Genomic DNA, 25,145 nt, shown 5'->3' with positions numbered 1-25,145 from the left:
GGTCGCAAGCCAGTCGTGCGCCGCCGGGAGGGGCGGTCGAGCGACCACCGCGATTCTGCCGGCCAATGAAAAAGCCGCCCGAAGGCGGCTTTTTCTGCGTGCCGAGCAAGCGGCGCGAAGCCGCCCGGGCGTCAGCTCGCGAGTGCCTCGAAGGCGCGCGCGGTGACGGCTTCGACCGCACCCTGACCTTCGATCTTGCGGTACTTCGGCGCGCCCGGCTGGCCGCCTTCGGCCCAGTCGCCGTAGTACTTGACCAGCGCCTCGGTCTGCTCGTGATAGACCTTGAGCCGCTTGAGCACGGTTTCTTCCTTGTCGTCGTCGCGCTGGATCAGCGCTTCGCCGGTCACGTCGTCGATGCCTTCCGCCTTGGGCGGATTGAACTTGACGTGATAGGTGCGGCCCGAGGCCACATGCACGCGGCGACCGCTCATGCGCTCGACGATGGGCTCGTCGGGCACGTCGATCTCCAGCACGTAGTCGATCGCGACACCGGCTTCCTTCATGGCCTCGGCCTGGGGAATGGTGCGCGGGAAGCCGTCGAACAGATAACCGGCCTTGCAGTCGTCCTGGAGCAGGCGCTCCTTGACGAGGTTGATGATGATGTCGTCGCGCACCAGGCCGCCGGCATCCATGATCTTTTTGGCTTCCACGCCGAGCGGCGTGCCCGCCTTCACCGCCGCGCGAAGCATGTCGCCGGTGGAGATTTGCGGGATGTTGAACTTCTCCTTGATGAAGTTGGCTTGCGTGCCCTTGCCGGCACCGGGCGGCCCAAGAAGGATGAGTCGCATCGGGATTTCCCCAGAGAGTTGTGAAACTTTTGCAGTGCTTTCGCCCTGCGGAAGCCGTTGATTCTACGGGCGGTTTTCCCGTGAAGACGGCCCATTCGCTTACGTGTGGCTTGCGCCTGCACGCTTACGTGAAGAGTGCCCGGACACGCTCAAGATCGCTCTGGGTATCGACCCCGGCTGGCGGTGCATCGGCAATTCGGAGTACCGCGATGCGGAATCCGTGGTGCAGGATGCGCAATTGTTCGAGCGCCTCGAAACGCTCTTCCGGCGGCATCGGCAGCGCCGGAAATGCCCGCAGCGTGGCGGCGCGATAGGCATAGATGCCCACATGGCGCAGCGCCGGCAGACCGGCGCCGAGCGCCTGTTCGGCACCGGTCGCGCGGTCGGCGGCGGCGAGGAAGGCATCGCGCGCGAAGGGGATCGGCGCGCGGCTGAAATAGAGCGCGCGGTCGGCCGCGTCGAGGACGACTTTCACGACGTTGGGATTGAGGTAGTCGGCGGCGTCGTGCAGTGCGTGGGCGGCGGTGGCCACGGCGCATTCGGGTCGGCGGTCGAGCAGGGCGGCGCAGTCGCGCACGAGTGCCGGCGGGATCAGCGGCTCGTCGCCCTGCACGTTGACGACGATGGCGTCGTCGGCGAGCGCGAGCCGGGTGGCGACTTCGGCCAGGCGGTCGGTGCCCGAGGGATGGTCGGCGGCGGTGAGCAGCGCCTCGATGCCGTGGGCGGCGCAGGCGGCGATCACCTCGGGCGCGTCGGTGGCGACCAGCACGCGGCTGGCGCCAGCTTCGGCCGCGCGCCGGGCCACGCGCACCACCATCGGCAGGCCGGCGATGTCGGCGAGCGGCTTGTCGGGCAGGCGGGTCGATGCCAGCCGTGCCGGCACGACGGCGATGAATTCGGGCGCGGCCATCAGGCGGCGTCGGTGCTGCGGGCTTCGGATTCGAGCATCACCGGGATGCCGTCGCGGATCGGGAAGGCGAGCTTGTCGCGCGGGCAGATCAGCTCCTGCTCGGCGCGGCGGTGTTCGAGCGGACCCTTGCAGATCGGGCAGACGAGGATTTCAAGCAGCTTGGTGTCCATGGGCTTTCTCGGTGAGCGCGGCGGCGATGAGATCGAGCAGGGCGGCCGGCGGGATGGCGTCGATCGGGACGACCCAGAGCCGCGCATCGGCTGCCAGCGCGGGCAGGGCGCGGCATTTTATGGCGTCCTTTTCGGTGATGAGGATGTCGTCCGGGCCGAGCGCGGCGAAGCTGCTGGCGTCGAAGCGCGCATGGTCGGGCAGGGCGAGCATGCGCGGATCGAGGCCGTGGGCGCGCAGCATCGCGAAGAATTTTTCCGGCGCGCCAATGCCGGCGGCGGCTTGCAGCGGCTGGCCGATCCAGTCGGCGAGCGGCCGGCGGCGCTCGGGCGCGCAGAGCTGCCAGGCCGCGCCGGGGCGAATGTCGAGCGTGAAGGCGGGCGCGTTGACGCTGAGCGTGGCATCGACCGGGCAGCCGACGAAGAGCGTGGCGTCGCGCGGGCGGTCGGCCGGTTCGCGCAGCGGGCCGGCGGGCAGACAGGCGCGGTTGCCGGCGCCGCGCGCGTCGAACAGCACGAGTTCGATGTCGCGCGCGAGGGCGTGATGCTGAAGGCCGTCGTCGGACAGCAGCAGGTCGATCCCGGGATGGGCCGCGAGCAGGGCGCGCGCGGCGGCGACGCGGTCGGCGCCGACCGCCATCGGCACGCCGGTGCGCGCGACGATCAGCGCCGGCTCGTCGCCGACCAGATCGGGCGCGGTGTCGGGCGCGACCAGCTGGATGGCGTCGCCGCGTCGGCCGTGGCCGCGCGAGATGACGCCGGGTGCAAAACCGCGCGCCCGCAGCGCCTCGACCAGCGCGATGACGGTCGGCGTCTTGCCGGTGCCGCCAACGGTCACGTTGCCGACGACGATCACCGGCACGCCGACGCGCGTGCCTTGCGCCGCAGCGCGCTTGCGCCGCCACAGCGCAATCCAGCGCCACAGCAGCGACATGTCGAGAAAGGCCCAGTACACGAGGCCGCGTCGCTGCCAGCCGCGCACCAGCCCGGCTTCGAGCCGGGCGCGCCAGCCGGCGGCCGGCGGCGTCTGGTCGCGCGGCGCGCTCATGCGTGGCGAGCGGAAGCCGGCAAGCTCAGCGCCGTGCCGGCGTGGTGGTTTGCGTGGCGAAGGTCAGCCGCGAGAAGCCGGCGATGCGCGCCGCCTCCAGCACATTGATGACCGCCTGATGCGTTGCTGCCGCGTCGGCGTCGACCACGATGACCGGATCGGCATCGTTGCCGGCCGCACGCTTGATCTCGGCCGCGAGCGCGTCCGGGTCCTGCACGCGCACGGCGGTGCGGTCGATGGCGTAGTGGCCGTCGGGCGTCACGCCCACATGAATCTGGCGCGGCCGCTCGACGGCCTTTTCGGCGTCGGCGGTCGGCAGGCTGATCTGCAACTCGGCAAAGCGCGAGTAGGTGGTCGTGACCATCAGGAAGATGAGGATCACCAGCAGCACGTCGATGAACGGGATCAGATTGATCTCCGGCTCCTCGGTGCCGCCGCGCCGGCGGCGGAAGTTCATGGCGGCCATCTGCCTGCCTCAGCCTTGCCGCTGGCCGTGGACCACGTCGACCAGCCGCACCGCCTGGATCTGCATGTCGGTCACGTAGTTGTCGATCAGGCGCCGGAAGTGGCGATAGAAGATCAGCGTGGGAATCGCGATCGCCAACCCGAAGCCGGTGTTGTAGAGCGCGATGGAAATGCCGCTCGCCAGCTGGGCCGGATTGGCGCTGCCGGTCGGGCCCTGCGCGCCGAAGATCTCGATCATCCCGACCACGGTGCCGAACAGCCCCATGAGCGGCGCCGCCGAGGCGATGGTGCCGATGGTGGTGAGATACTTTTCGAGGTCGTGGGCGACGGCGCCGCCGGTCTCCTCGATGGCTTCCTTCATCACGTCGCGCGGCGAATTCATGTTGCGCACCGCGGCGGCCAGCACCCGGCCGAGCGGCGAATTGGCTTCCAGCTTGTTGGCCACATCGGCCGCGACCGGCCCCTTGCGGACCAGCGTGAGTACTTCGGGCAGCAGGGTCGGCGGGACGATGGCCCCGCGACGCAGGCTGCGAATCCGTTCGATGATCAGCGCAAGCGCGACGATCGACGCAATCAGCAGGGGCCAGATCGGCCAGCCCGCCGCAAGCAGGATGGAAAGCAAACGGAACTCCAGAGCGTGGGAATTGGGGGACAGGCGGGCGCCGATTCTAACGTCGCGCCTGCTTTCGATCGGGTGACGCAATCGCGCCCCGGCTGTGGATAACTTTGTGGAAAGTCGTTGCCCGATGATGGCCGTTGCACCGTGGCGCGGAACGCGCACCGGTGCGGGTGTCCGGCGCAAGCGGGTTTATCCATAGAAATCAGTGGATTGGCGATTGGTTGCCGGTTGCGTGGCGGTGCTGCCGCGGGCGCGTCGGCGCCGGTTTTCTGTGGACAGTTTTCCGGGTTTTTCGAGCGTCTCGACGCTTGTCAATAGGGTTGCGATGACTGGTGACGATTTTTCTCCGGGCCGGACCGGCCGCGAGGCCCTGTCGGTCAGCGAGCTGAACAGCGCGGTCGCGCGCTGCCTGGAGCGCAGTTTTCCGCTGCTGAGCGTGAGTGGCGAGATTTCCAACCTCACGCGGGCGGCGTCGGGCCATTGGTATTTCACGCTCAAGGACGCGGCCGCGCAGGTGCGTTGCGCGATGTTTCGCGGCCGGGCGCAGTTCGTCGATTTCAGCCCGCGCAATGGCGATGCGGTCGAGCTGAGCGCCCAGGTGCGGCTGTACGAGGCGCGCGGCGACTATCAGCTGGTGGTCGATGCGATGCGGCGCGCCGGCAGCGGCGGTCTGCTCGAAGCCTTCATGCAGTTGCGCGACCGGCTCGCGCGCGAGGGCCTGTTCGCGCCCGAGCGCAAGCGGCCCTGGCCGGCATTCGTGCGGCGGATCGGCGTCGTCACCTCGCCCGATGCGGCGGCGCTGCGCGATGTGGCGGTCACGCTCGGCCGGCGCGCGCCGCATGTGACGCTGCTGCTCTATCCCACGCCGGTGCAGGGTGCGCCGGCGGCGGCGCAGATCGCGGCGGCCATTGCGCTGGCCAACCGGCGCCGCGAGCTCGACCGGCTCGACGGGCTGATCCTGTGTCGCGGCGGCGGCAGCATCGAGGATTTGTGGTCGTTCAACGACGAGCGGGTGGCGCGCGCGATTGCCGCGAGTGCGTTGCCGGTCATCGCCGGTGTCGGCCATGAGACCGACTTCACGATCGCCGATTTCGTCGCCGACATCCGCGCCGCCACGCCGACCGCGGCTGCCGAAACCGCCACCCAGCCGACCGAGGTCTGGCTGCGCCGCATCGCCCAGGCGCAGGCGGCGCTGGCGCGGCGGCTGGAGCGGCGCATCGAGCAGGGCGAATACCGCGTCGATGCGCTGGCGGCGCGGCTGGTGTCGCCGGCGCGCCGGCTCGATCTGGCGGCGGAGCGGCTGGCGGCGCTCGACCGGCGCCGGCGTGCGGCGATGGCGCGGCTGGCGCTCGCCGCCGACCGGCGCCTGCGCGAGGCGGCCTGGCGCTGGCAGACGCAGCGGCCCGAAATCGATGCATTCGCGCATCGCGTCGAGCGGGCGCAGACCCGGCTGCATGCGGCCGCGCAGGCCCGGCTCGCCGGCGCCGAGGCCCGCATCGGGCGGCTGGCGGCGGTGCTGGAGGCGGTCGGTCCGCGCGCCACGCTGTCACGCGGCTACGCCATCGTGACCGGGCCGAACGGGCGCATCGTCGCCGAGGCCGCGCAGCTGAACTCCGGCGACGCCTTGCGGATCGAATTCGCCGATGGGCAGGTCGATGCCCAGGTCAAGCGGGTTTCAGGCATGTCCACCTGACTTTGCGACATTGACCTGCATCAAACCCGCGTCAGTCGCGGGGATACAATCGATCACGCTGGCCGGCCCGGAGCGCGCTGCAACATCGTGCGCCCGACCGCGACCGACACCATCGGACGTATACGCAAACTCAGTTCAAGGAAGACTTCCATGGCACACACCCTCCCGCCGCTGCCGTACGCGATCGACGCCCTGGCGCCGACCATCTCGCAAGAAACGCTGGAGTTCCACTACGGCAAGCATCACCAGGCCTATGTGACCAACCTGAACAACCTGGTCCCGGGCACCGAATACGAAGCCCTCGACCTCGAAGCCATCATCAAGAAGGCTCCGGCTGGTGGCGTGTTCAACAACGCGGCCCAGATCTGGAACCACACCTTCTTCTGGAACAGCCTGTCGCCCGTCGCGACCGCGCCGACCGGCGCCCTGGCTGCCGCCATCGACGCCAAGTGGGGCTCGCTGGATGCGTTCAAGGAAGCCTTCGGCAAGAGCGCCGTCGGCAACTTCGGTTCGGGCTGGACCTGGCTGGTCAAGAAGGCCGACGGCACGCTCGACATCGTCAACACCAGCAATGCCGCCACGCCGATCACCGGCGCCGACATCCCGCTGCTGACGATCGACGTCTGGGAACACGCCTACTACATCGACTACCGCAACAAGCGCCCCGACTTCGTCGCCGCGTTCTGGAAGCTCGCCAACTGGGACTTCGCCGCCAAGAACTTCGGCTGATCGTCCCGCCGGCAACGCGGCAGCGGCTCGATGCCCGCCGCGCTGCCGGCCAGCGAACCGGCGCCATCGCGCCGCCGGTTCGCACTCAGCGCGGTTTTGCAATCCCGCTGATGGTGGTTCCGGCCCGCATGCCGCGCCGCGCAAACCAGCCACCGTTCATCTCCAGCGCATAACGCACCGGCCGCGCAGAACAATGTGTGTCGTCGGTCTTCGGCGCCATCTCCTCGACGTTCACGATCTTTCCGTCGTCATCGATGAAGGCGACCGCCAGCGCGATCAGCGTGTTGCGCATCCACATGCATTGCTGCGCCGGCTCGTCGAACACGAACAGCATTCCGGCACTCGGCCCCAGCACCTCGCGGAACATCAATCCACGCTGGCGGTCGGCTGGCGTCGCCGCCAGTTCGGCATGGATGAGATGCACGCCGCTCGACAGTTCCACCGTCGGTGCCGGCGCCTGGGCCAGCAGCGCTGGTGCGGTCGCCAGCATCAGTGCCGCGACCATGCCGCGTGCAAATTGAACGAATCCCGACTTTTTCCGGCCCGACTGGCGCTGATGCATGCGCTGCTCCGCTGTGATGAACGCCGGCGATTCTAGTGACGGCGACCACTCCGGCCGCTTGCGCCGCGTGTCGGCAGCAATTGCGCCGGATCGATGACGCAATGCTCGCCCGGCGCGAGCGCCAGTTCGGTCAGTCTGAGTGCGCCGATTGCGACACGCACCAGCCGCAATGTCGGAAAACCGACGGCCGCCGTCATGCGTCGCACCTGCCGGTTCTTGCCTTCCGAGATCGTCAGCTCGATCCAGCTGGTGGGAATGTGCTTGCGAAAGCGCACCGGCGGGGTGCGTTCCCACAGATCGGGCGGATCGAGCGCCCGCACCGCGCAGGGGCGGGTGGTGAAATCGGAAAGCCGCACCCCGTCGCGCAGATGCTGGAGCGCCACAAAGTCGGGAATCCCCTCGACCTGCGCCCAGTAAGTCTTTGGCAACTTGTGGCGCGGATCGGCGATGCGTGCCTGCAGGGTGCCATCGTCGGTCAGCAGCAACAGACCTTCGGAATCCGTGTCAAGACGGCCCGCCGGATACACGCCGGGCGTCGCGATGCAGGTCGACAGGCCTGGGTGCACATCGTGAGAACTGAACTGGCAGACGACCCCGAAAGGCTTGTTCAAGGCAAGAGTGGGCATGCGGTATCAGGCATAATCCGCCGGACTTGGCGGGCGCTTCATGATGTGCACTCGCACATTCACATTGTGAAACGAGGGTTCAGGAGTTCCCCGTTTCTTAACCGTGCGGCCATAGGCTGCAAAGACGAAATGACCGGAGGCAAAGCGATGTACCAACATATCAAGGTTCCGCAAGAGGGCACGAAAATCACGGTGAATCCGGATTTCTCGCTGAATGTGCCCGACCAACCCATCATTCCCTACATCGAGGGTGATGGCACCGGTTTCGACATCACTCCCGTGATGATCAAGGTCGTCGATGCGGCTGTCGCCAAGGCTTATGGCGGTCAAAAGAAGATTCACTGGATGGAAATCTACGCCGGCGAAAAGTCGACGAAGATTTATGGCCCCGATGTGTGGCTGCCCGAAGAAACGATGCATGCGCTGCGCGATTACGTCGTCTCGATCAAGGGCCCGCTGACCACGCCGGTCGGCGGTGGCATCCGTTCGCTGAATGTCGCGCTGCGCCAGGAACTCGATCTTTACGTCTGTCTGCGCCCGGTGCGCTATTTCAAGGGCGTTCCCTCGCCCGTGCGTGAGCCCGAAAAGACCGACATGGTCATCTTCCGCGAGAACTCGGAAGACATCTATGCCGGCATCGAATGGGCCGCCGAGTCGGAACAGGCCAAGAAGCTCATCGAATTCCTGACCAAGGAATTGGGCGTCAAGAAGATCCGCTTCCCGGCAACGTCGGGCATCGGCATCAAGCCGGTTTCGCGCGAAGGCACCGAACGTCTCGTGCGCAAGGCCATCCAGTACGCGATCGACAACGACAAGCCGTCGGTGACGATCGTGCACAAGGGCAACATCATGAAGTACACCGAAGGTGGCTTCCGTGACTGGGGCTATGGTCTGGCGCAGCGCGAGTTCGGGGCCGAACTCATCGACGGTGGCCCGTGGATGAAGTTCACCAATCCGAAGTCGGGCAAGGAAATCATCGTCAAGGATGCGATCGCTGACGCATTCCTCCAGCAGATCCTGCTCCGTCCGGCTGAATACAGTGTCATTGCGACCCTCAATCTGAATGGCGATTACGTCTCCGACGCCCTCGCTGCACAGGTCGGCGGGATCGGCATTGCCCCAGGCGCAAACCTTTCTGATTCGATCGCGATGTTCGAGGCGACTCATGGCACCGCGCCCAAGTACGCCGGCAAGGATTACGTCAATCCGGGCTCAGAGATTCTTTCTGCCGAAATGATGCTGCGCCACCTTGGCTGGCTCGAAGCCGCCGATGTGATTATCGCGTCAATGGAAAAGTCGATTTTGAGCAAGAAGGTGACTTACGATTTCGCGCGACTGCTGGAAGGCGCGACGCAGGTCAGCTGTTCCGGTTTCGGTCAGGTGCTGATCGACAATATGTAATTGGAATCGGTATGCTGGAATTCAGTTCATCGAGTTCCAGCGACCCATGATTACCACCCAAACAAAAAGGCCCGCAACTGCGGGCCTTTTTGTTTGGGTGGTAATTCGCAGCGTAATTGCGTATCACGTACCGTATTGAATATTCGACGCTTGCTTACCCTTCGGGCCTTGCACGACATCGAAGCTGACCTTTTGACCTTCTTTAAGAGTCTTGAACCCATTCATCTGAATTGCCGAGAAATGAGCAAACAGGTCTTCGCCGCCGTCATCCGGTGTGATGAAGCCGTAGCCTTTAGAATCGTTGAACCATTTGACAGTGCCGGTTGCCATGTCCAGAAGCGTCCTTGATGAATAACAAACAGAGGGGGCAACCCGACGGCCCTGAAAGATTGTCAAAGTCGTTACGGTTGTCTGGTTCCCTCCAACCGTGATTTTTCATCAAGGCCGCACAACACTTGCTGCTCGCGAGACGAGGCCTTAGGCGCACGACACACTGGCAAACCGTTCGCTGGACAACTTGAATCCAAACACATCGATGATTCTTTGGCCCTTCTCGATGGATGTCAAGTAAATGGTTTCCGGAAGATGCAGACAGACACATTTGACTTTGGGCTGGCAGGAACCGTGCTGTGATTTCCCCGTCCATCCTGCAAGGAGCCAAGTGCGGCGTGCTTCTTGCTCAAGAAAGAACGTGTGTCGGGTTTGTGGCGAATGTTTGAGGGCCTCTTGTTGCGGCGCCGTATTTCAAGATTGCGTTCACTTCCCGGCACTTGTGTAAATTACGCCTCAGACCCATATACGCAGAATAGGGCTCATGAGTACGAAGCACGACGAAGGCACCGTGTTGGAGCGGCAGGAGCAAAAACTCAAGCCGCCCCCGCTGTATCAAGTGCTATTGCTGAACGACGACTACACGCCAATGGAGTTTGTCGTTGCAGTGTTGCAAACATTTTTCGGCATGGGGCGCGAGAAGGCCACGCTAGTCATGCTGAACGTTCATCGCGAAGGGCGCGGAGTTTGTGGCGTGTACCCCCGGGATGTGGCAGCAACCAAGGTCGAGCAGGTACTTGAGTTTGCACGGCAGCACCAACACCCGCTGCAGTGCGTGATGGAGGAAGCATGATTGCGCAGGAACTCGAAGTCAGTCTCCACATGGCATTTGTGGAAGCACGGCAGGCCCGGCACGAGTTCATCACGGTCGAACACCTGTTGATGGCCTTGCTGGATAACCCTTCTGCGGCAGAAGTTCTTCGCGCCTGTGCGGCGAATATCGAAGATCTTCGAAAATCGCTGAAGAATTTCATCGAGGACAACACTCCGAAAGTCCCGGGTACCGAGGAAATCGATACTCAGCCGACGCTTGGTTTTCAGCGCGTGATCCAGCGCGCAATCATGCACGTGCAAAGCACGAGTAACGGCAAGAAGGAAGTGACCGGCGCAAACGTGCTTGTTGCGATCTTCGGCGAGAAGGATTCGCATGCCGTCTACTACCTGCATCAGCAGGGCATCACCCGTCTGGATGTCGTCAACTACATCTCTCACGGGATTGCGAAGACCTCCGGCTCCGAGCCGGCCAAGAAGGAGCCCGTCGAGCAGGATGGCGAGCCCGAAGGGTCCAGCAAGGAGACGCCGCTCGACCAGTTCACGCAGAACCTGAACAAGGCTGCGGCTGACGGCAAGATCGATCCGCTGATCGGCCGCGAGCACGAAGTCGAGCGCGTGATCCAGATTCTCTGCCGTCGGCGCAAGAACAATCCGCTGCTGGTGGGTGAGGCTGGCGTCGGCAAGACTGCGATCGCCGAAGGGCTCGCTTGGCGCATCGTCAAGGGCGATGTGCCCGAGATCCTCAACAACGCCATCGTCTACTCGCTGGACATGGGCGCCTTGTTGGCAGGCACCAAGTATCGCGGTGACTTCGAGCAACGCTTGAAGGCTGTCCTCAAGCAGCTGAAGGAAAACGCCGGTGCAGTACTGTTCATCGACGAGATCCACACGCTGATCGGTGCGGGTTCGGCTTCGGGCGGCACGCTCGATGCGTCCAATCTGCTCAAGCCGGCGCTTTCGTCAGGCCAGCTCAAGTGCATCGGTGCGACGACCTACAACGAGTACCGCGGCATCTTCGAAAAAGATCACGCGCTGTCACGCCGCTTCCAGAAGGTGGACGTGAACGAGCCGTCGATCGAGCAGACGGTGGAAATCCTGCGAGGCCTCAAGTCGCGCTTCGAGGAACACCACGGCGTGAAGTACTCGTCGCAGGCCATCACTTCTGCGGTGGAACTGTCGGCAAAGTACATCAACGACCGTCATCTGCCCGACAAGGCTATCGATGTGATCGATGAAGCGGGTGCGGCTCAACGCATCCTGCCGAAGAGCAAGCAGAAGAAGACGATCGGCAAGGCCGAGATCGAGGAAATCATTTCCAAGATCGCGCGCATCCCGCCGCAATCGGTGTCGACCGACGACCGCAACAAGCTGCAGACGCTTGATCGCGACTTGAAGGCGACGGTGTTCGGCCAGGATCCGGCGATCGATGCGCTGGCTGCCGCCATCAAGATGGCGCGGTCCGGACTTGGCAAGCCCGACAAGCCGATCGGCTCCTTCCTGTTCAGCGGCCCGACTGGCGTGGGCAAGACCGAAGTCGCCAAGCAGCTATCGTTCATCCTTGGCATCGATCTGGTCCGCTTCGACATGTCGGAGTACATGGAGCGTCATGCGGTGTCGCGCCTGATCGGTGCGCCTCCGGGCTATGTGGGCTTCGACCAGGGTGGTCTGCTGACCGAGGCAGTGAACAAGAAGCCGCATTGCGTGCTGCTGCTCGACGAGATCGAGAAGGCGCATCCGGACATCTTCAACATCCTGCTGCAGGTGATGGACCACGGCACGCTGACCGACAACAACGGTCGCAAGGCCGACTTCCGCAACGTGATCATCATCATGACCACGAATGCAGGGGCCGAAGCCTTGCAGAAGCGCAGCATCGGCTTCCTCGAAACCCGTCAGCTCGGCGACGAGATGGGCGACATCAAGCGGATGTTCACGCCGGAGTTCCGCAACCGGCTGGATTCGATCATCAGCTTCCGGTCGCTCGACGAGGAAATCATCCTGCGCGTGGTCGACAAGTTCCTCATGCAACTCGAAGAGCAGCTGCACGAGAAGAAGGTGGAAGTCGCCTTCACCGACGCGCTCAAGAAGCATCTGGCCGAGAAGGGTTTCGACCCGCTCATGGGCGCGCGGCCGATGGCCCGCCTCATCCAGGACACGATCCGCAAGGCGCTGGCCGACGAACTGCTGTTCGGCAAGCTGGTGTCGGGCGGCAAGGTGACGGTCGACTACGCCAAGGTCGGCAACGAACCGGAGCGTGTCGTGCTCGACTTCTCCGAAGGCGTGGCTCCGTCGCCGCAAGCGCCGGAACCTGAGGAAACGGTGATCTGATGCCGTCGGCCGGGCGCTTGCCCGGCCAGCCGATCGGAGATGAAAAGGCCGGTAGCGCGCGAGCACTACCGGCCTTTTCATTGCCTGCGGACGAAGTGCTAGCTGCGCAATCGGGTCGCGGCCGACAGCCGCGCGGGAAGACGCAGCACCGCCAAGCAGATCCGCCGTGCTGCCGGCGTGTGGCGTTCGGTCAGCCACCAGCCGCCGGCGCAGATGACGAGCGAAGCGCCGACCAGCCCGAGGCAGGCGAGCAGCCCGTGTCCGTCGAAGGGCAGGAAGTGCCCGGCCCAGCCGGCAGTCGCGATCATCAGCAGCATCACTGGCATGTGAAAGCAGTAGACCGAGTAGCTGAAGGCGCCGAGCACAAACGCTGGCACGCGCACGAAAGCGGGCAGACGCCAGTGCAACCGGCTTGCGACCAACAGCCAGGCCATGGTCAGCAGACCGACCGAGTAATCGCCGCGCCGAAAGCCCTGGGTGACGAACTGCACCGCGATGAAAGCCACGGCCATCGCCGCGAGCAGCCCGAAGATGATCCGGCGCACCTCGGCACGGTCGAGCGAGCGCAGCTTGAGCGTGACGAGATAGATCGCCGCACCGCCCATCCAGACCACGAAGCGGTGCAGGAAGCCGATGTGCTGCCGGCTCTTGTACATGAGCAGCAGCATCAGCACGGCCGGGATCAGCCAGCGCCAGCGCCGCTGCACCAGCGCCAGCAGCAGGCAGGGGAAGCAGAGGTAGTACCACCACTCGTTGGCCAGGGTCCAAAGCGAGGTGTTGGTCGGCAGCAGCTCGGTGAGCAGCGAATGGGTGAGCGTGAGCGCGGCCAGGATGCGACCCGGCTCGAAGCTCTGGTCGAGCGTCATGCCCCAGAAGAAATCGCTGCGCGCCGCGACCGGATCGGGCACGTCCATGCCGCCGATGATTGCCGCGACACCCAGCGACAGCGCGACCGCAGCCCAGGCCACCGGCAGGATGCGGCTGGCGCGCGAGGCCAGATAGTCGGTCCAGCGGAACTGGCCGCGCGCCACGAACACTGCCGTCGGCCCGCCGACGAGATAGCCGCTCAGCACGAAGAACAGCATCACGCCGCCCTGGCCGGCGATGGCGGTAAGCCAGATCAGCTTCTGATACCAGCGCGTCAGATCGGCGGCCGAGCCCAGATCGAGCGGGCCGAACAGCATCAGCCCGGCGTGATGCACCACGACGACCAGCGCCGCCAGCGCCCGCAATAGCGCGAGCTGCTGCGACAGCGGCTCGGTGATGACCAGCGCGCTCGGATGGACCGGTTTGCCGGGATCGCGGATTGACGCCGGGCGGTCGGGAACGGGCAGGGCGCCCAGTCCGGGCGCGAGCGCCGACTGGGCCAGCGGCACCGACAGCGGCGCGGCGCCGGCGGGATGATCGAGCCGGGCGCTCATGCCGGCGCTCCCGAAGGCGCGCCGGCATCAGCCGTTACTGTCGGCCGGTGCTCCCGAAGCCGCCACTGCCCCGATCCGACTCGGCGAACTCGTCCACCACCTCCAGCGCCACCTGCATCACCGGCACGACGACCAGCTGCGCGAGCCGCTCCATCGGCGCGATGGAGAACGCGGTCTGGCCGCGATTCCAGGTGCTGATCATCAGCTGGCCCTGGTAGTCGCTGTCGATCAGCCCGACCAGATTGCCCAGCACGATGCCGTGCTTGTGACCGAGCCCGGAGCGCGGAAGGATCAGCGCCGCATAGCCCGGATCGGCCACATGGATCGCCAGCCCGGTCGGGATCAGCGTGGTCTCGCCCGGCGCCAGCTGCACCGGCGCATCGATGCAGGCGCGCAGGTCGAGCCCGGCCGAACCGGCGGTGGCATAGGACGGCAGTTGCGAGCGCATGCGCTCGTCGACGATCTTGATTTGCAGGGTCTTCATGGCAGCCGTTGGGCAATCGCGGCGACGAGGTGTCGCGCGAGCGTGAGCTTGTCGGCGCGCGGCAACCGGGTGATGCCCCGGTCGTCGTAGAGCGCGAGTTCGTTGTCGTCTTGTCCAAAGGTCTGCGGTCCGAGGTTGCCCGCCAGCAGCGGAACCCCCTTTCGCAGGCGTTTGGCTTCGGCATGGGCATCGAGGTTGTCGCTCTCGGCGGCGAAGCCCACGCAGTAGGGCTTGTGGCCCGCAGCCTGCGCACGCTCCGCGACGGTGGCGAGGATGTCCGGGTTGGACTCCAAGTCGAGTTTCGGCAGACCGTGCTCTTTCTTTAGCTTGCCTTTCACCGCCGAGGCGACGCGCCAGTCGGCGACCGCCGCCACGCCGATGAACACATCGGTGTCGTCGAGCCGCGCCATGACCGCATCGAGCATTTGCGCGGCACTGCGCACATCGATGCGCGCGACGCCCGAGGGTGCGGCCAGCGCGGTCGGGCCGGAGACCAGCGTGACGTCGGCGCCGGCCTCGCGCGCGGCGCGGGCGATGGCATAGCCCATCTTTCCCGACGACAGATTGGTGATGCCGCGCACCGCATCGATCGGCTCGTAGGTGGGGCCGGCAGTGATGAGCAGGCGGCGGCCGGCGAGCAGCTGCGGCTGGAAGCTGGCGACGACCGCGTCGACGATCTCGGCCGGCTCCAGCATGCGACCGGCGCCGACTTCGCCGCAGGCCTGCTCGCCCTCGGCCGGACCGAGCACCGCGATGCCGTCGGCGCGCAGCTGGGCCACGTTGCGCTGCACCGGCGCCTGCTGCCACATCTCGACATTCATGGCCGGCGCGACCAGCAGCCGCACCTGCGCCGGCCGGCCGATGCACAGCGTGGCGAGCAGATCGTCGGCCAGACCGTGGGCCAGCTTGGCGATGAAATCGGCCGAGCAGGGCGCGATGACGATGGCGTCGGCGCCGCGCGTGAGGTTGATGTGCGGCATCGCATTGGGCTCGCCGCTGGCCCATTGCGACAGCGCGACCGGCCGGCCCGACAGCGCCTGCAGGGTCAGCGGCGTGATGAAGCGGGTGGCCGATTCGGTCATCGCCACCTGCACCGTGGCGCCTTCCTTGCCGAGCGCGCGACACAGCTCGGCGGCCTTGTAGCAGGCGATGCCGCCGGTCAGGCCCAGGACGATGTGCTTGCCTTGGAGTTGCATGGCTGGACGCGGGAAGAGTTGGGGACGGGGCGCCAGGCGCCGGCGGGCCGCGAGTTTAGCCGGCGCGGGCGGGCCGGGCGCGCCGCCCGCAGCGCGCCCGGCCCGCCGCCGCTCAGCGTGCGCCGCCCGCCGTCGCCGCGACCTCGCCGCTGCGCGCGGCCAAGCTTGCCTCGGCCGACCAGCCGCCGCCGAGCGACTTCATCAGATCGACCGAATAGGCCAGCCGCGCCGCGCGCGCCTGCACCAGCGCATTGGCGGCGCTGTTGTAGGTGCGCTGGGCGTCGAGCAGCTCGAAATAGCCCGAGTAGCCGGCGTCGTAACGGCGCCGGGCCACGTCGAGCGCGCGTCGGGCCGAGTCGGACTGGCGTCGCACCTCGTCCTCGCTGTTGGCGGCGGCGTCGGCATTGCCGAGCGCATCGGCCACCTCGCGGAAGGCGGTCTCGACCGTGCCGCGATAGGCGGCGGCCTGGGCCCGCGCATTGGCCTCGGCTTCGGTCACCTGGGCTTCATAGCGGCCGGCGGCAAACAGCGGAAAGCTCACGCCGAGCGCGGCCGACCACAGTCGCGCCGGCGCATCGAGCAGCTGGCCCAGATCGAGGCTCTGGCCGCCGTACTGGCCGGTCAGGCTGAAGGTGGGGAACAGCCCGGCCTTGGCGACGCCGATGCGCGCGGTGCTGGCGGCCAGCGACTGCTCGGCGGCGCGCACATCGGGCCGGCGTTCGAGCAGGGTGGACGGCAGACCGGGCGGCGGCAGCTGGGGCAGCGGCAGGGCGTCGAGGCTGCCGGGCTCGATCCTGAGCCCGGGCTGGCCGGCGAGTTCGCCGAGCTGGTGTTCGAGCGTGGCGCGCTGGCGGCCCAGCTCGACCAGGCTGGCGGCGAACTGGGCACGCTGGCTTTCGGCCTGCGCCAGATCCAGGTCGGAGGTGTAGCCGGCCGCGACCCGGGCCCGCACGATGCGCAGCGTGGCGTCGGCGGCTTGCAGCGAGTCGCGCGTGACGCCGGTCTGGGCATCGATCGAGCGCAGCGTGAAATAGCTGCTGGCGGTCGCGCCGGCCAGGCTCAGCGCGGTCACGTCGCGCGCATAGCGCGTGCCCAGCAGCTGGGCGCGGGCCGATTCGGAGGCACGCCGCAAGCGGCCCCAGAGGTCGAGCTCGAACGAGGTGGTGAGCGAGCTGGCGTACTGGTTGTAGACCGGCGAGCGGTTGCTGAACTGGCCGCCCTGCAAGCCGCGCTGGCTGCTGCGCGCACGGGTGGCGCTGCCGCCCAGACCGATCTCGGGGAAGAAGGCGGCATTGGCCTGACGCAGCAGCGCATCGGCCGCGTCGACCTGGGCGATGGCCTGGGCCAGGCTGGCATTGCTGGCCAGCGTCGCGTCGACCAGCGCGGTCAGCTGGGCATCGTTGAACAGCGTCCACCAGCGCGCGGGCAGCTCGGCGGCGCTGTCGGTGGCGGCGGTGCTGCCGTAGTCGGCCGGCAGCGCGATGGCCGGGCGCCGGTAGTCGGGGCCGAGCGCGCAGCCGGCCAGTGCCAGCGCCGCGCCCAGTACGCAGAGCCGGCGCAACTGGCCGGCGGGCGTGGCGGCAGCGGAGCGGAGTGTCGGATCAAACATGGCTGTCTCCCGCATGGCCGGCCGGCAGTGGGTCGAGATGCTTGGGGCGCTTCTTGCCGGCCAGCAGCACGAAGAACAGCGGAATGAAGATCGGCGCGACAAAGGTGGCGACGATCATGCCGCCGAACACGCCGGTGCCCATCGACTGGCGCGCCGCCGCGCCGGCGCCGGTGGCGATCACCAGCGGCAGCACGCCCAGCACAAAGGCCAGCGAGGTCATCACGATCGGCCGGAAGCGCAGCCGCGCCGCATGCAGCGCCGCGTCCACGGCAGAGCGGCCCTCGTCGAGGCCTTGCAGCGCGAACTCGACGATCAGGATGGCGTTCTTGGCCGCCAGCCCGATCAGCACGATCAGCCCGATCTGGAAGTAGATGTCGTTCTGCATCGCCCGGATCAGCACGAAGCCGAGCGCACCCATCAGCGCGAACGGCACCGCCAGCAGCACCGCCACCGGCATGCCCCAGCGCTCGTAGAGCGCGGCGAGGATGAGATAGACCATCACCAGCGCCAGACCGAAGGCATAGGCCGAGGAATTGCCGGTGCGCAGCTGCTGGTAGGCCTGACCGGTCCATTGAATCTGGTAGTCGGCCGGCAGCGCGCGGGCGGCGGTTTCCTGCACCGCGGCGATGGCCTGGCTGGAGCTCACGCCCGGCTTGCCGTCGCCCATGATCTTGGCCGCGACAAAGCCGTTGAAGCGCTCCAGCTGCTCGGCGCCGATCACGCTGCGCACCGTGACCAGCGCCTTCACCGGAATCATGTCGCCGCCGGCGCTGCGCACATACACCTCGCCGAGGTCGTCGGGCTGGGCGCGATAGGGCGCGTCGGCCTGGATCTGCACGCGGAAGGTGCGGCCGTTGCGGTTGAAGTCGTTGACGTAGAGCGCGCCCATCGTGGCCTGGAGCGCGCTGAACACATCGGCCACCGGCACGCCGAGCGTGATGGCCTTGGCCCGGTCCACATCCACGCGCAGCTGCGGCGTGGTCGGGCGGAAGAAGGTCTTCACATTGGTCAGACGCGGGTCTTTCGACAGCTCGGCGATGAAGCCGTTGACCGCGGCCGACAGCTGGGCCGGCGAGCCGCCGCTGCGGCTTTGCACATAGACCTCGAAGCCGCCGGCAGTGCCGATGCCGCGAATGGCCGGCGGATTGAAGCTGAAGCCGATCCCGTCGGGCAGCCGGAAGCCGCCCGGCATGAGGTCGGCGACCAGTCCGGCGGCATCGCGCTTGCGGTCGTCCCAGGGCGCGAGCGTGCTGAACATGGTGGCGGCATTGGTCTTGTTGCTGCCGCTCAGCAGATCGAAGCCGGCGATGAAGATGCGGTGCGCCACCGCATCGTTCTCGGCAAAGCCCTGCTGGAACTGCTCGCCGGCGCGCAGGGTGCGCGGCAGCGTGGCGGCATCGGGCAGCTGCACGCTGGAGATGAGATAGCCCTGATCCTCGGCCGGCACGAAGCCGCCCGGCACCCGCGTGAACATGAAGCCCGCACCCGCGATCACGCCGGCAAAGATCGCCAGCGCCAGCCAGCGATGGCGCAGCGCCGCGCCGACCAGCGCCACATAGCCGTCGGTGAGCTTTTCAAAGCCGCGATTGAACGGCCGGAACAGCTTCGACTCGCCGTGCTTGCCCGGCTTGAGCAGGATGGCGCAGAGCGCCGGCGTGAGCGTGAGCGCCACCAGCCCCGAGATGACGACCGAGATCGTCACCGTCATGGCGAACTGGCGGTACAGCTGGCCGGCAATGCCGCCGAGGAAGGCCACCGGGATGAACACCGCCGCCAGCACCAGCACGATGCCGACCACCGCGCCCTGCACCTCGCGCATGGCTTCGAGCGAGGCCTGCATCGGCGACATGTTCTGCTCGTTCATCAGCCGCTCGACGTTCTCGAGCACCACGATGGCGTCGTCGACCACGATGCCGATGACCAGCACCATCGCGAACAGCGTCAGCGTGTTGATGCTGAAGCCGAAGGCCAGCAGCCCGGCAAAGGCGCCGATCAGCGACACCGGCACCGCAATCGCCGGGATCAGCGTGGCGCGCCAGCTCTGCAGAAAGATGAACACCACCGCCACCACCAGCACGGCGGCCTCGACGACGGTGTGCACCACCTCGCCGATGGACGCGTTGATGAAGGACGTGGTGTCGAACGGCACCATCCAGCGCACGCCCGGCGGAAAGCGCGGCTGGAATTCGGCCATCTTGGCGCGCACGTCCTTGGACACTTGCAGCGCATTGGCGCCGGCCTGCAGGAACACGCCCATCGCGATCGAGGGCTGACCATCGGTGGTGCTCTGCGTGTCGAAGCTCTGCGCGTCGAGCTCGACGCGGGCCACGTCCTTCAGGCGCAGCACGCCGGTCGGGCCGTTGGCGCGCAGCACGATGTCGGCGAAGTCGTCGACCTCGGCGAGCCGGCCGCGCGTGGTCACGGTGAACACCAGCTGCTGGCCGGCCGGGGCCGGTTCGGCGCCGATCTTGCCGGCCGCGTACTGGGCGTTCTGGGCGGTGACGGCGGCCTGCACATCGGCCGGCGTGATGCCCAGGCGCGCCATCTTCGGCACGTCGAGCCAGATGCGCATCGAGTAGTCGCGCGCGCCGAAGATGGTCACGTCGCCGACGCCCTGGATGCGCTTGAGCTCGTCCGACAGATTGACCAGCGCCCAGTTGGAGAGCGTCAGCGTGTCGGTCTGCTTTCCGTCGGTGAGCATCGACACCACCATCAGGATGTCGTTCGACTTCTTCAGCACCGTCACGCCGGTGCGCTGCACTTCCTGCGGCAGGCGCGGCGTGGCGATGCGCACGCGGTTGTTCACGTCGATGGTGGCCTGATCGCCGTCGGAGCCCACGTCGAAGGTGACGGTGATGCTCATCGTCCCGTTCGAGGATGAGGAGCTGTTGTAGTAGGCCAGATGCTCGATGCCCGACAGCTGCTCCTCGATCGGCGCGGCCACGGTGCTGGCCAGCGTCTCGGCGCTCGCGCCCGGGTAGGTGGCGGTGATGGTGACCGTCGGCGGCGCGATCTCGGGGTATTGCGCGATCGGCAGCACGAAGGCGGCGACCAGCCCGGCCAGCGTGATGACGATGGAAATCACGGCCGCGAAGATCGGCCGGAGGATGAAGAATCTCGACATGGCGGCTCCCGCTTACTGCTTGGCGGGCGCGGCGGCGCCATTGGCCGGCTGGCCTTCGGGCGGCGGGCCCGACATCGGCTGCACCGGCGCATCGGGCCGCAGCTTGATGAGGTTGTTGACGATCACCTTGTCGCCGTCGTTCAGGCCCTTGCTCACGGCCCAGTCGCCGCCGCTCCATTGCGCGGTCTCGACCGGGCGGATGGCGGCCTTGCCGCCTTCGCCCACGATCCACACGAAGCGGCCCTTGTCGCCCTGCATCACGGCGGCTTGCGGTACCAGGAAGGCGGTCTGGCTGCCGGCCTGCACCCGCGCGGTCACGAACTGGCCCGGCAGCACCTTCAGCTCGGGATTGGCGAAGGCGGCGCGCAGCTGCACGGTGCCGAGCTGGCTGTCGACCGACGAGGCGGTGAAGTTGAGCTTGCCGCCCTCGGTCAGCGGCTTGCCGTCGGCGCCGATCAGGCTCACCTGGCCGCCGCGCATGTCGCGGCGCAGCCGCGCGAACTCGTTTTCGGCGAACGAGAAGCGCACCCAGATCGGATCGGTCTGGACGATGGTGGTGAGCAGCGCGCTGTCGCTGCCGGCCGCTACCAGGCTGCCTTCGGATTGCAGCGCCCGGCCCGAGATGCCGCCGATGGGCGCGGTGACCGTGGTGTACGACAGATTGAGCCGGGCGCTGCGCACGGCGGCTTCGGCGCCGAGCACGGCGGCCGCGCTGGTCTTGCGCGTGGCTTCGGCATTGTCGACATCGCGCCGGGCGATGGCGTTGTCGGCCACCAGCACCTTGAGCCGGTCGGCTTCGCGCGCGGCCTGCTCGGCGCTGGCGCGCAGCTGGGCCAGATTGGCCTCGGCCTGGGCCAGCGCGATCTCATAGGGCTCGCGCTCGATGGTGAACAGCGTGCTGCCCGCCTTCACGCGGTCGCCTTCGCTGTAGCGCCAGTGTTCGAGGATGCCGCCGACCCGCGCACGCACCTGCACTTCCTTCGAGCCTTCGGCGCGGCCGACGGCCGTCAGCTCGACCGGAATCGTCTGCGCATGCACTTCGACCACCGCCACCGGCATGGCCTGGGGCGCGCCGCCCTGGGCCGGCGCCTGGGCTTCGCCGCGCGAGCAGGCCGCGATGGCCAGCGGCAGCAGTGCCAGCAGCAGACCGCGCAGGGCGGAGCGGGTCGGGGCGGCAGCCCCATCGACGGACGAGGCGATGCCTCGCGCGTTCGCGTAGTGAGTCATGTCAATTGCTCTCGACTGACGCGAAACCCGGCGGAGGCTGCGTCGATGGTTGGAATTGAAAAACGCCGGTCCGGCGCCGCTACGTTGGCGGCTTTGCCTTATCTGGACCGGCGCACGCGAATCAGCTCATCAAGAATCAGAAGTGCGGCACCGCAGACGATGGCGCTGTCGGCAAGGTTGAATGCCGGCCAGAACCAGCTGCGCCAATACACGAGCAGGAAGTCGACCACATGGCCGTAGGCGAGTCGATCAATCAGATTGCCGATTGCGCCGCCGAGGATCATGGCGAGCGCAAATGAAAACAACCGTTGCTGGTTGTGTCGCGACAGCAGCCAGACGATGAAGGCTGCGGCACCCGCTGCCAGCGCGATGAAGAAGTACTTCTGCCAGCCGTTGGCATTGGCCAGAAACGAGAACGCCGCGCCCGGGTTGTGCAGCAGCGTCAGATCGAAGAAGCCGTCGAGCACCGGCAGCCGCTGGCCGTAGGCGAACACGCGGGTGATGGCGATCTTGCTGGCCTGGTCGAGCAGCACGACCACCACGGCCAGGCCGAGCCAGGGAAGCATGCCCGCGCCGCCGGACGACTTGCCGACGGACAGGGTCTTGGACTTGGACGGAGTTCGGGCCACGCAGGAGCTTTCAGAAAGAGGTTGGGCCAGCGTCGACCGGCGCGGCCGACGCTAGCGCAGACATGCGTCAGGCGATGGCGCGCGTCTCGCCGCTGCCGAACAGGTTGGTCGCGCAACGGCCGCACAGGCCCGGATGCTCGGCGTCGCTGCCGACGTCGTCGCGGTAGTGCCAGCAGCGCTCGCACTTGACGGCGGCGCTCGGCGCCACCTGCACCGCGAATTCGGCGCCCTCGGCGAGCGTGGCGCGGCTGGTGATGGTGACGAAGCGCAGCTCGGCGCCGAGCGAGGCGAGCGCCGCATGGTCCTCGCCGCTCGCTTGCAGATCGATTTCGGCTTGCAGCGAGGAGCCGACCTTGCCCTCGGCGCGCGCCGCCTCGATGGCCTTGAGCACCTCGGCGCGCAGGCCACGCACCCGCTCCCACTTGGCCAGCAGCGCCTCGTCGCCGTCGACCGCCGGCAGCGCATGCCAGGTCTGGGTGAACACGGTGTTCTTGGCGTCCGCAAGCGCTTGCGGCTTGGCGAAGACCTTGAACGCTTCCTCGGCGGTAAAGCTGAGGAAGGGCGCGATCAGCCGCACCAGACTGGCCGTGATGTGCCACAGCGCGGTCTGCGCCGAGCGGCGCGCGGCCGAGCCGGGCGCCGTCGTGTAGAGGCGGTCCTTCAGGATGTCGAGATAGAAGGCGCCGAGGTCTTCGGAGCAGAAGGTTTGCAGCTTGGCCACGACCGGATGGAACTCGTAGCGCTCGTAGCTGGCCAGCACCTCGGCCTGGAAGCGGGCGGTCAGCGCGAGCGCATAGCGGTCGATTTCCAGCAGCTCGCCGGTCGGCACGGCTTGCGTGTCGATGTCGAAATCGCTCGTGTTGGCGAGCAGAAAGCGCAGCGTGTTGCGCACCCGGCGATAGCTCTCGACCACGCGCTTGAGGATTTCCTCGCCGATGCTCAGCTCGCCCGAATAGTCGGTCGCCGCGACCCACAGTCGGATGATTTCCGCGCCGAGCTTGTCGGTCACTTCCTGCGGCTTGACCACGTTGCCGAGGCTCTTGCTCATCTTGCGGCCCTGGCCGTCCACGGTGAAACCGTGGGTCAGCAGCGCCTTGTAGGGCGCGCGGCCGTCGATGGCCGAGCCGGTGAGCAGCGAGGAATGGAACCAGCCGCGATGCTGGTCGCTGCCTTCGAGGTACAGGTCGGCCGGGTAGGCGAGGTCGTCGCCATGCGAGCCGCGCATGACCGTGCGATGGGTGCTGCCGCTGTCGAACCACACGTCGAGGATGTCGGTGACCTTGTCGTACTGCGCGGCTTCGTCGGCCGGCAGCACGTCGGCGGCGGTGGTGCGGCTCCAGGCTTCGATGCCGCCGGCCTCCACCTTCTGCGCCGCCAGCTCCAGGATTTCAAGCGTGCGCGGATGCAGCTCGCCGGTCGCCTTGTGCAGGAAGAACGGCAGCGGCACGCCCCAGTTGCGCTGGCGGCTGATGCACCAGTCGGGCCGGTTGGCGATCATCGCGTGCAGCCGCGCCTGGCCCCAGTGCGGGAAGAAGGCGGTCTGCTCGATCGCATGCAGCGCCGACTGGCGCAGGGTCTCGCCGACGGTCTCGGTCTGCATCACGCCCTTGGAGTCGGCGGTCGGGCCGTCCATGCGCACGAACCATTGCGCCGTCGCGCGATAGATCAGCGGCGTCTTGTGGCGCCAGCAATGCATGTAGCTGTGTTCCATCTTGCCGGCGTGCAGCAGGTTGCCGGCTTCGCGCAGCGCATCGATGACCTTGGGATTGGCGTCCCAGACCTTGAGGCCGCCGAACAGCGGCAGGCTGGCGGCGTAATGGCCGTCGCCCTGCACCGGGTTGAGGATTTCGTCGTTGGTCAGGCCGTAGTGCTTGCAGGACGCAAAGTCGTCCACGCCATAGGCCGGCGCGCTGTGGACGATGCCGGTGCCGGCGGTCGATTCGACATAGGTCGCCAGATAGGCCGGGCTGACGCGGTCGTAGAAGGCATCGGCAGCGGCGAGCGGATGCTTGAACTTGAGCAGCTCCAGCTTCTGGCCGACCGATTCCGCGATCACGCGGCCTTCGAGGCCGAAACGCTTGAGCGCGCTTTCGACCAGCTCGGTCGCCAGCAGCAGCAGCCGGTCGGCGGTGTCGACCAGCGCATAGCCCAATTCGGGATGCAGGTTGAGCGCCTGATTGGCCGGCAGCGTCCACGGCGTGGTGGTCCAGATCACGGTGGCGACCGGCTTGGTCAGCGCCGCCGCGCTCAGGCCGAAGGCGGCGGCGAGCTTGTCCTCTTCGCCGCCCGCGAGCGGAAAGGCCACGTCGACGACCGGCGACCACTTGTCCTGATATTCGACCTCGGCCTCGGCCAGCGCCGAGCCGCAGTCGAAGCACCAGTTCACCGGCTTGAGCCCGCGATAGACAAAGCCGCGCTCGACCATCCGGCCCAGCGTGCGGATCTCGGCCGCCTCGGTCGCGAAGTCCATCGTGCGGTAGGGCCGCTTCCAGTCGCCGAGCACGCCCAGGCGCTTGAAGTCGCCCATCTGCTTGGCGATCTGCTCGGTGGCGTAGGCGCGCGCCTTGGTCTGCACTTCCTCGCGCGCCAGACCCTTGCCGAACTGCTTCTCGATCTGGATCTCGATCGGCATGCCGTGGCAATCCCAGCCCGGCACGTACACGCCGTCGAAGCCGCCGAGCGTCTTCGACTTCACGATCATGTCTTTCAGGATCTTGTTGACCGCGTGACCGATGTGGATCTCGCCGTTCGCGTAGGGCGGGCCGTCGTGCAGGATGAACTTGGGCTTGCCGGCGCGCGACGCGCGGATCGCTTCGTACAGGTGGGTTTCCTGCCATTCGTCGACCCAGGCCGGCTCGCGCTTGGCGAGGTCGCCGCGCATCGGGAAGGGTGTGTCGGGCAGGTTGAGCGGGTACTTCGACTTGGGCGCTTCAGGCTTGGCGGGCTTGTTGGGCTTGCCCGGCTTCTGCGGCTTGTTCGGAGTCGTGTTGTCGGCGTCGGCCATCGTGCGTTTCC

The 25,145-nt window shown here is 67.0% G+C and carries 22 protein-coding genes; 5 read left to right on the top strand and 17 right to left on the bottom strand.

Features of this window, described 5'->3' with window-relative positions:
• Positions 1-131: 131 nt before the first annotated feature.
• From adk to B9P64_RS01565, 6 genes are all read right to left on the bottom strand, one after another.
• Positions 132-788 carry an adenylate kinase gene (adk, locus tag B9P64_RS01590; protein WP_085314510.1) on the bottom strand — a complete coding sequence of 219 codons (657 nt, stop codon included), beginning with the start codon at positions 786-788 and terminating at the stop codon, positions 132-134.
• A 124-nt stretch (positions 789-912) separates the two neighbouring features.
• Positions 913-1,698 carry a 3-deoxy-manno-octulosonate cytidylyltransferase gene (gene kdsB, locus B9P64_RS01585; protein WP_085314509.1) on the bottom strand — a complete coding sequence of 262 codons (786 nt, stop codon included), beginning with the start codon at positions 1,696-1,698 and terminating at the stop codon, positions 913-915.
• Positions 1,698-1,868: a Trm112 family protein gene (locus B9P64_RS01580; RefSeq protein ID WP_085314508.1), complete on the bottom strand. Its 171-nt coding sequence runs from the start codon at positions 1,866-1,868 to the stop codon at positions 1,698-1,700. Before B9P64_RS01580 ends, kdsB begins: the two co-directional genes overlap by 1 nt.
• On the bottom strand, positions 1,849-2,913 hold the full coding sequence (gene lpxK / locus B9P64_RS01575; RefSeq protein ID WP_085314507.1) for a tetraacyldisaccharide 4'-kinase: 1,065 nt from the start codon (positions 2,911-2,913) through the stop codon (positions 1,849-1,851). The genes B9P64_RS01580 and lpxK overlap by 20 nt, the downstream gene beginning before the upstream one ends.
• A gap of 25 nt (positions 2,914-2,938) precedes the next feature.
• Positions 2,939-3,370, bottom strand: coding sequence for an ExbD/TolR family protein (locus B9P64_RS01570; protein WP_085314581.1), 432 nt, complete (start codon positions 3,368-3,370; stop codon positions 2,939-2,941).
• 18 nt (positions 3,371-3,388) lie between these two features.
• The gene (locus B9P64_RS01565; protein WP_085314506.1) at positions 3,389-4,000 is read right to left on the bottom strand and encodes a MotA/TolQ/ExbB proton channel family protein; all 612 of its coding nucleotides are present in this window, start codon (positions 3,998-4,000) and stop codon (positions 3,389-3,391) included.
• Between the two features lie 322 nt (positions 4,001-4,322).
• Here B9P64_RS01565 and xseA point away from each other — a divergent pair, with 322 nt between their 5' ends.
• Both xseA and B9P64_RS01555 read left to right on the top strand, forming a co-directional pair.
• Entirely contained in the window at positions 4,323-5,690 is a 1,368-nt protein-coding gene (gene xseA, locus B9P64_RS01560) for an exodeoxyribonuclease VII large subunit (protein ID WP_085314505.1), read from the top strand.
• Positions 5,691-5,840: 150 nt separating this feature from the next.
• A complete protein-coding gene (locus tag B9P64_RS01555; RefSeq protein ID WP_085314504.1) occupies positions 5,841-6,419 on the top strand; it encodes a superoxide dismutase in 579 nt (192 codons plus the stop codon).
• A gap of 85 nt (positions 6,420-6,504) precedes the next feature.
• Here the strand turns inward: B9P64_RS01555 and B9P64_RS01550 are convergent, their stop codons facing one another.
• The gene (locus tag B9P64_RS01550; protein WP_085314503.1) at positions 6,505-6,981 is read right to left on the bottom strand and encodes a DUF192 domain-containing protein; all 477 of its coding nucleotides are present in this window, start codon (positions 6,979-6,981) and stop codon (positions 6,505-6,507) included.
• Between the two features lie 32 nt (positions 6,982-7,013).
• On the bottom strand, positions 7,014-7,607 hold the full coding sequence (locus B9P64_RS01545; RefSeq protein ID WP_085314502.1) for a pseudouridine synthase: 594 nt from the start codon (positions 7,605-7,607) through the stop codon (positions 7,014-7,016).
• A 147-nt stretch (positions 7,608-7,754) separates the two neighbouring features.
• Between B9P64_RS01545 and icd the strand changes: the two genes are divergently transcribed.
• Positions 7,755-9,008: an NADP-dependent isocitrate dehydrogenase gene (icd, locus tag B9P64_RS01540; protein ID WP_085314501.1), complete on the top strand. Its 1,254-nt coding sequence runs from the start codon at positions 7,755-7,757 to the stop codon at positions 9,006-9,008.
• A 123-nt stretch (positions 9,009-9,131) separates the two neighbouring features.
• On the opposite strand, the gene B9P64_RS01535 is transcribed toward icd, so the two are convergent.
• Positions 9,132-9,338, bottom strand: a complete 207-nt coding sequence (locus B9P64_RS01535) for a cold-shock protein (protein ID WP_085314500.1) — start codon at positions 9,336-9,338, stop codon at positions 9,132-9,134.
• Between the two features lie 484 nt (positions 9,339-9,822).
• On the opposite strand from B9P64_RS01535, the gene clpS reads away from it, so the two are divergent.
• Positions 9,823-10,131, top strand: a complete 309-nt coding sequence (clpS, locus tag B9P64_RS01530; protein WP_085314499.1) for an ATP-dependent Clp protease adapter ClpS — start codon at positions 9,823-9,825, stop codon at positions 10,129-10,131.
• The gene (gene clpA / locus B9P64_RS01525) at positions 10,128-12,440 is read left to right on the top strand and encodes an ATP-dependent Clp protease ATP-binding subunit ClpA (protein WP_085314498.1); all 2,313 of its coding nucleotides are present in this window, start codon (positions 10,128-10,130) and stop codon (positions 12,438-12,440) included. The genes clpS and clpA overlap by 4 nt, the downstream gene beginning before the upstream one ends.
• Positions 12,441-12,538: 98 nt before the next feature.
• On the opposite strand, the gene B9P64_RS01520 is transcribed toward clpA, so the two are convergent.
• The 8 genes from B9P64_RS01520 to ileS form a co-directional block, all read right to left on the bottom strand.
• Entirely contained in the window at positions 12,539-13,861 is a 1,323-nt protein-coding gene (locus tag B9P64_RS01520) for an acyltransferase family protein (RefSeq protein WP_085314497.1), read from the bottom strand.
• A gap of 34 nt (positions 13,862-13,895) precedes the next feature.
• Positions 13,896-14,345, bottom strand: a complete 450-nt coding sequence (gene dut / locus B9P64_RS01515; protein ID WP_085314496.1) for a dUTP diphosphatase — start codon at positions 14,343-14,345, stop codon at positions 13,896-13,898.
• Positions 14,342-15,541 (bottom strand): bifunctional phosphopantothenoylcysteine decarboxylase/phosphopantothenate--cysteine ligase CoaBC, encoded by a 1,200-nt coding sequence (gene coaBC / locus B9P64_RS01510; RefSeq protein ID WP_085314495.1) that lies wholly within the window; start codon positions 15,539-15,541, stop codon positions 14,342-14,344. Before coaBC ends, dut begins: the two co-directional genes overlap by 4 nt.
• Before the next feature lie 112 nt (positions 15,542-15,653).
• A complete protein-coding gene (locus B9P64_RS01505; protein WP_176256682.1) occupies positions 15,654-17,150 on the bottom strand; it encodes an efflux transporter outer membrane subunit in 1,497 nt (498 codons plus the stop codon).
• The gene (locus tag B9P64_RS01500; RefSeq protein WP_085314493.1) at positions 17,143-20,274 is read right to left on the bottom strand and encodes an efflux RND transporter permease subunit; all 3,132 of its coding nucleotides are present in this window, start codon (positions 20,272-20,274) and stop codon (positions 17,143-17,145) included. The genes B9P64_RS01505 and B9P64_RS01500 overlap by 8 nt, the downstream gene beginning before the upstream one ends.
• A gap of 12 nt (positions 20,275-20,286) precedes the next feature.
• Positions 20,287-21,501, bottom strand: a complete 1,215-nt coding sequence (locus tag B9P64_RS01495) for an efflux RND transporter periplasmic adaptor subunit (protein ID WP_085314492.1) — start codon at positions 21,499-21,501, stop codon at positions 20,287-20,289.
• 98 nt (positions 21,502-21,599) lie between these two features.
• Positions 21,600-22,067 (bottom strand): signal peptidase II, encoded by a 468-nt coding sequence (gene lspA, locus B9P64_RS01490; RefSeq protein WP_085314491.1) that lies wholly within the window; start codon positions 22,065-22,067, stop codon positions 21,600-21,602.
• A gap of 130 nt (positions 22,068-22,197) precedes the next feature.
• Positions 22,198-25,011: an isoleucine--tRNA ligase gene (gene ileS / locus B9P64_RS01485; protein ID WP_235839870.1), complete on the bottom strand. Its 2,814-nt coding sequence runs from the start codon at positions 25,009-25,011 to the stop codon at positions 22,198-22,200.
• Positions 25,012-25,145 lie beyond the last annotated feature (134 nt).

This window comes from Derxia lacustris, assembly GCF_002105195.1.
GTDB lineage: Bacteria > Pseudomonadota > Gammaproteobacteria > Burkholderiales > Burkholderiaceae_E > Derxia > Derxia lacustris.
This window is presented reverse-complemented; position numbering and strand designations above follow the sequence as displayed.

What these genes read in the sequence shown, in the direction of transcription:
- adk (WP_085314510.1), bottom strand. Translation starts at nt 788, where the DNA reads ATGCGACTCATCCTTCTTGGGCCGCCCGGTGCCGGCAAGGGCACGCAA.
- kdsB (WP_085314509.1), bottom strand. Translation starts at nt 1,698, where the DNA reads ATGGCCGCGCCCGAATTCATCGCCGTCGTGCCGGCACGGCTGGCATCG.
- B9P64_RS01580 (WP_085314508.1), bottom strand. Translation starts at nt 1,868, where the DNA reads ATGGACACCAAGCTGCTTGAAATCCTCGTCTGCCCGATCTGCAAGGGT.
- lpxK (WP_085314507.1), bottom strand. Translation starts at nt 2,913, where the DNA reads ATGAGCGCGCCGCGCGACCAGACGCCGCCGGCCGCCGGCTGGCGCGCC.
- B9P64_RS01570 (WP_085314581.1), bottom strand. Translation starts at nt 3,370, where the DNA reads ATGAACTTCCGCCGCCGGCGCGGCGGCACCGAGGAGCCGGAGATCAAT.
- xseA (WP_085314505.1), top strand. Translation starts at nt 4,323, where the DNA reads ATGACTGGTGACGATTTTTCTCCGGGCCGGACCGGCCGCGAGGCCCTG.
- B9P64_RS01555 (WP_085314504.1), top strand. Translation starts at nt 5,841, where the DNA reads ATGGCACACACCCTCCCGCCGCTGCCGTACGCGATCGACGCCCTGGCG.
- B9P64_RS01550 (WP_085314503.1), bottom strand. Translation starts at nt 6,981, where the DNA reads ATGCATCAGCGCCAGTCGGGCCGGAAAAAGTCGGGATTCGTTCAATTT.
- B9P64_RS01545 (WP_085314502.1), bottom strand. Translation starts at nt 7,607, where the DNA reads ATGCCCACTCTTGCCTTGAACAAGCCTTTCGGGGTCGTCTGCCAGTTC.
- icd (WP_085314501.1), top strand. Translation starts at nt 7,755, where the DNA reads ATGTACCAACATATCAAGGTTCCGCAAGAGGGCACGAAAATCACGGTG.
- B9P64_RS01535 (WP_085314500.1), bottom strand. Translation starts at nt 9,338, where the DNA reads ATGGCAACCGGCACTGTCAAATGGTTCAACGATTCTAAAGGCTACGGC.
- clpS (WP_085314499.1), top strand. Translation starts at nt 9,823, where the DNA reads ATGAGTACGAAGCACGACGAAGGCACCGTGTTGGAGCGGCAGGAGCAA.
- clpA (WP_085314498.1), top strand. Translation starts at nt 10,128, where the DNA reads ATGATTGCGCAGGAACTCGAAGTCAGTCTCCACATGGCATTTGTGGAA.
- B9P64_RS01520 (WP_085314497.1), bottom strand. Translation starts at nt 13,861, where the DNA reads ATGAGCGCCCGGCTCGATCATCCCGCCGGCGCCGCGCCGCTGTCGGTG.
- dut (WP_085314496.1), bottom strand. Translation starts at nt 14,345, where the DNA reads ATGAAGACCCTGCAAATCAAGATCGTCGACGAGCGCATGCGCTCGCAA.
- coaBC (WP_085314495.1), bottom strand. Translation starts at nt 15,541, where the DNA reads ATGCAACTCCAAGGCAAGCACATCGTCCTGGGCCTGACCGGCGGCATC.
- B9P64_RS01505 (WP_176256682.1), bottom strand. Translation starts at nt 17,150, where the DNA reads ATGTTTGATCCGACACTCCGCTCCGCTGCCGCCACGCCCGCCGGCCAG.
- B9P64_RS01500 (WP_085314493.1), bottom strand. Translation starts at nt 20,274, where the DNA reads ATGTCGAGATTCTTCATCCTCCGGCCGATCTTCGCGGCCGTGATTTCC.
- B9P64_RS01495 (WP_085314492.1), bottom strand. Translation starts at nt 21,501, where the DNA reads ATGACTCACTACGCGAACGCGCGAGGCATCGCCTCGTCCGTCGATGGG.
- lspA (WP_085314491.1), bottom strand. Translation starts at nt 22,067, where the DNA reads ATGCTTCCCTGGCTCGGCCTGGCCGTGGTGGTCGTGCTGCTCGACCAG.
- ileS (WP_235839870.1), bottom strand. Translation starts at nt 25,011, where the DNA reads ATGCGCGGCGACCTCGCCAAGCGCGAGCCGGCCTGGGTCGACGAATGG.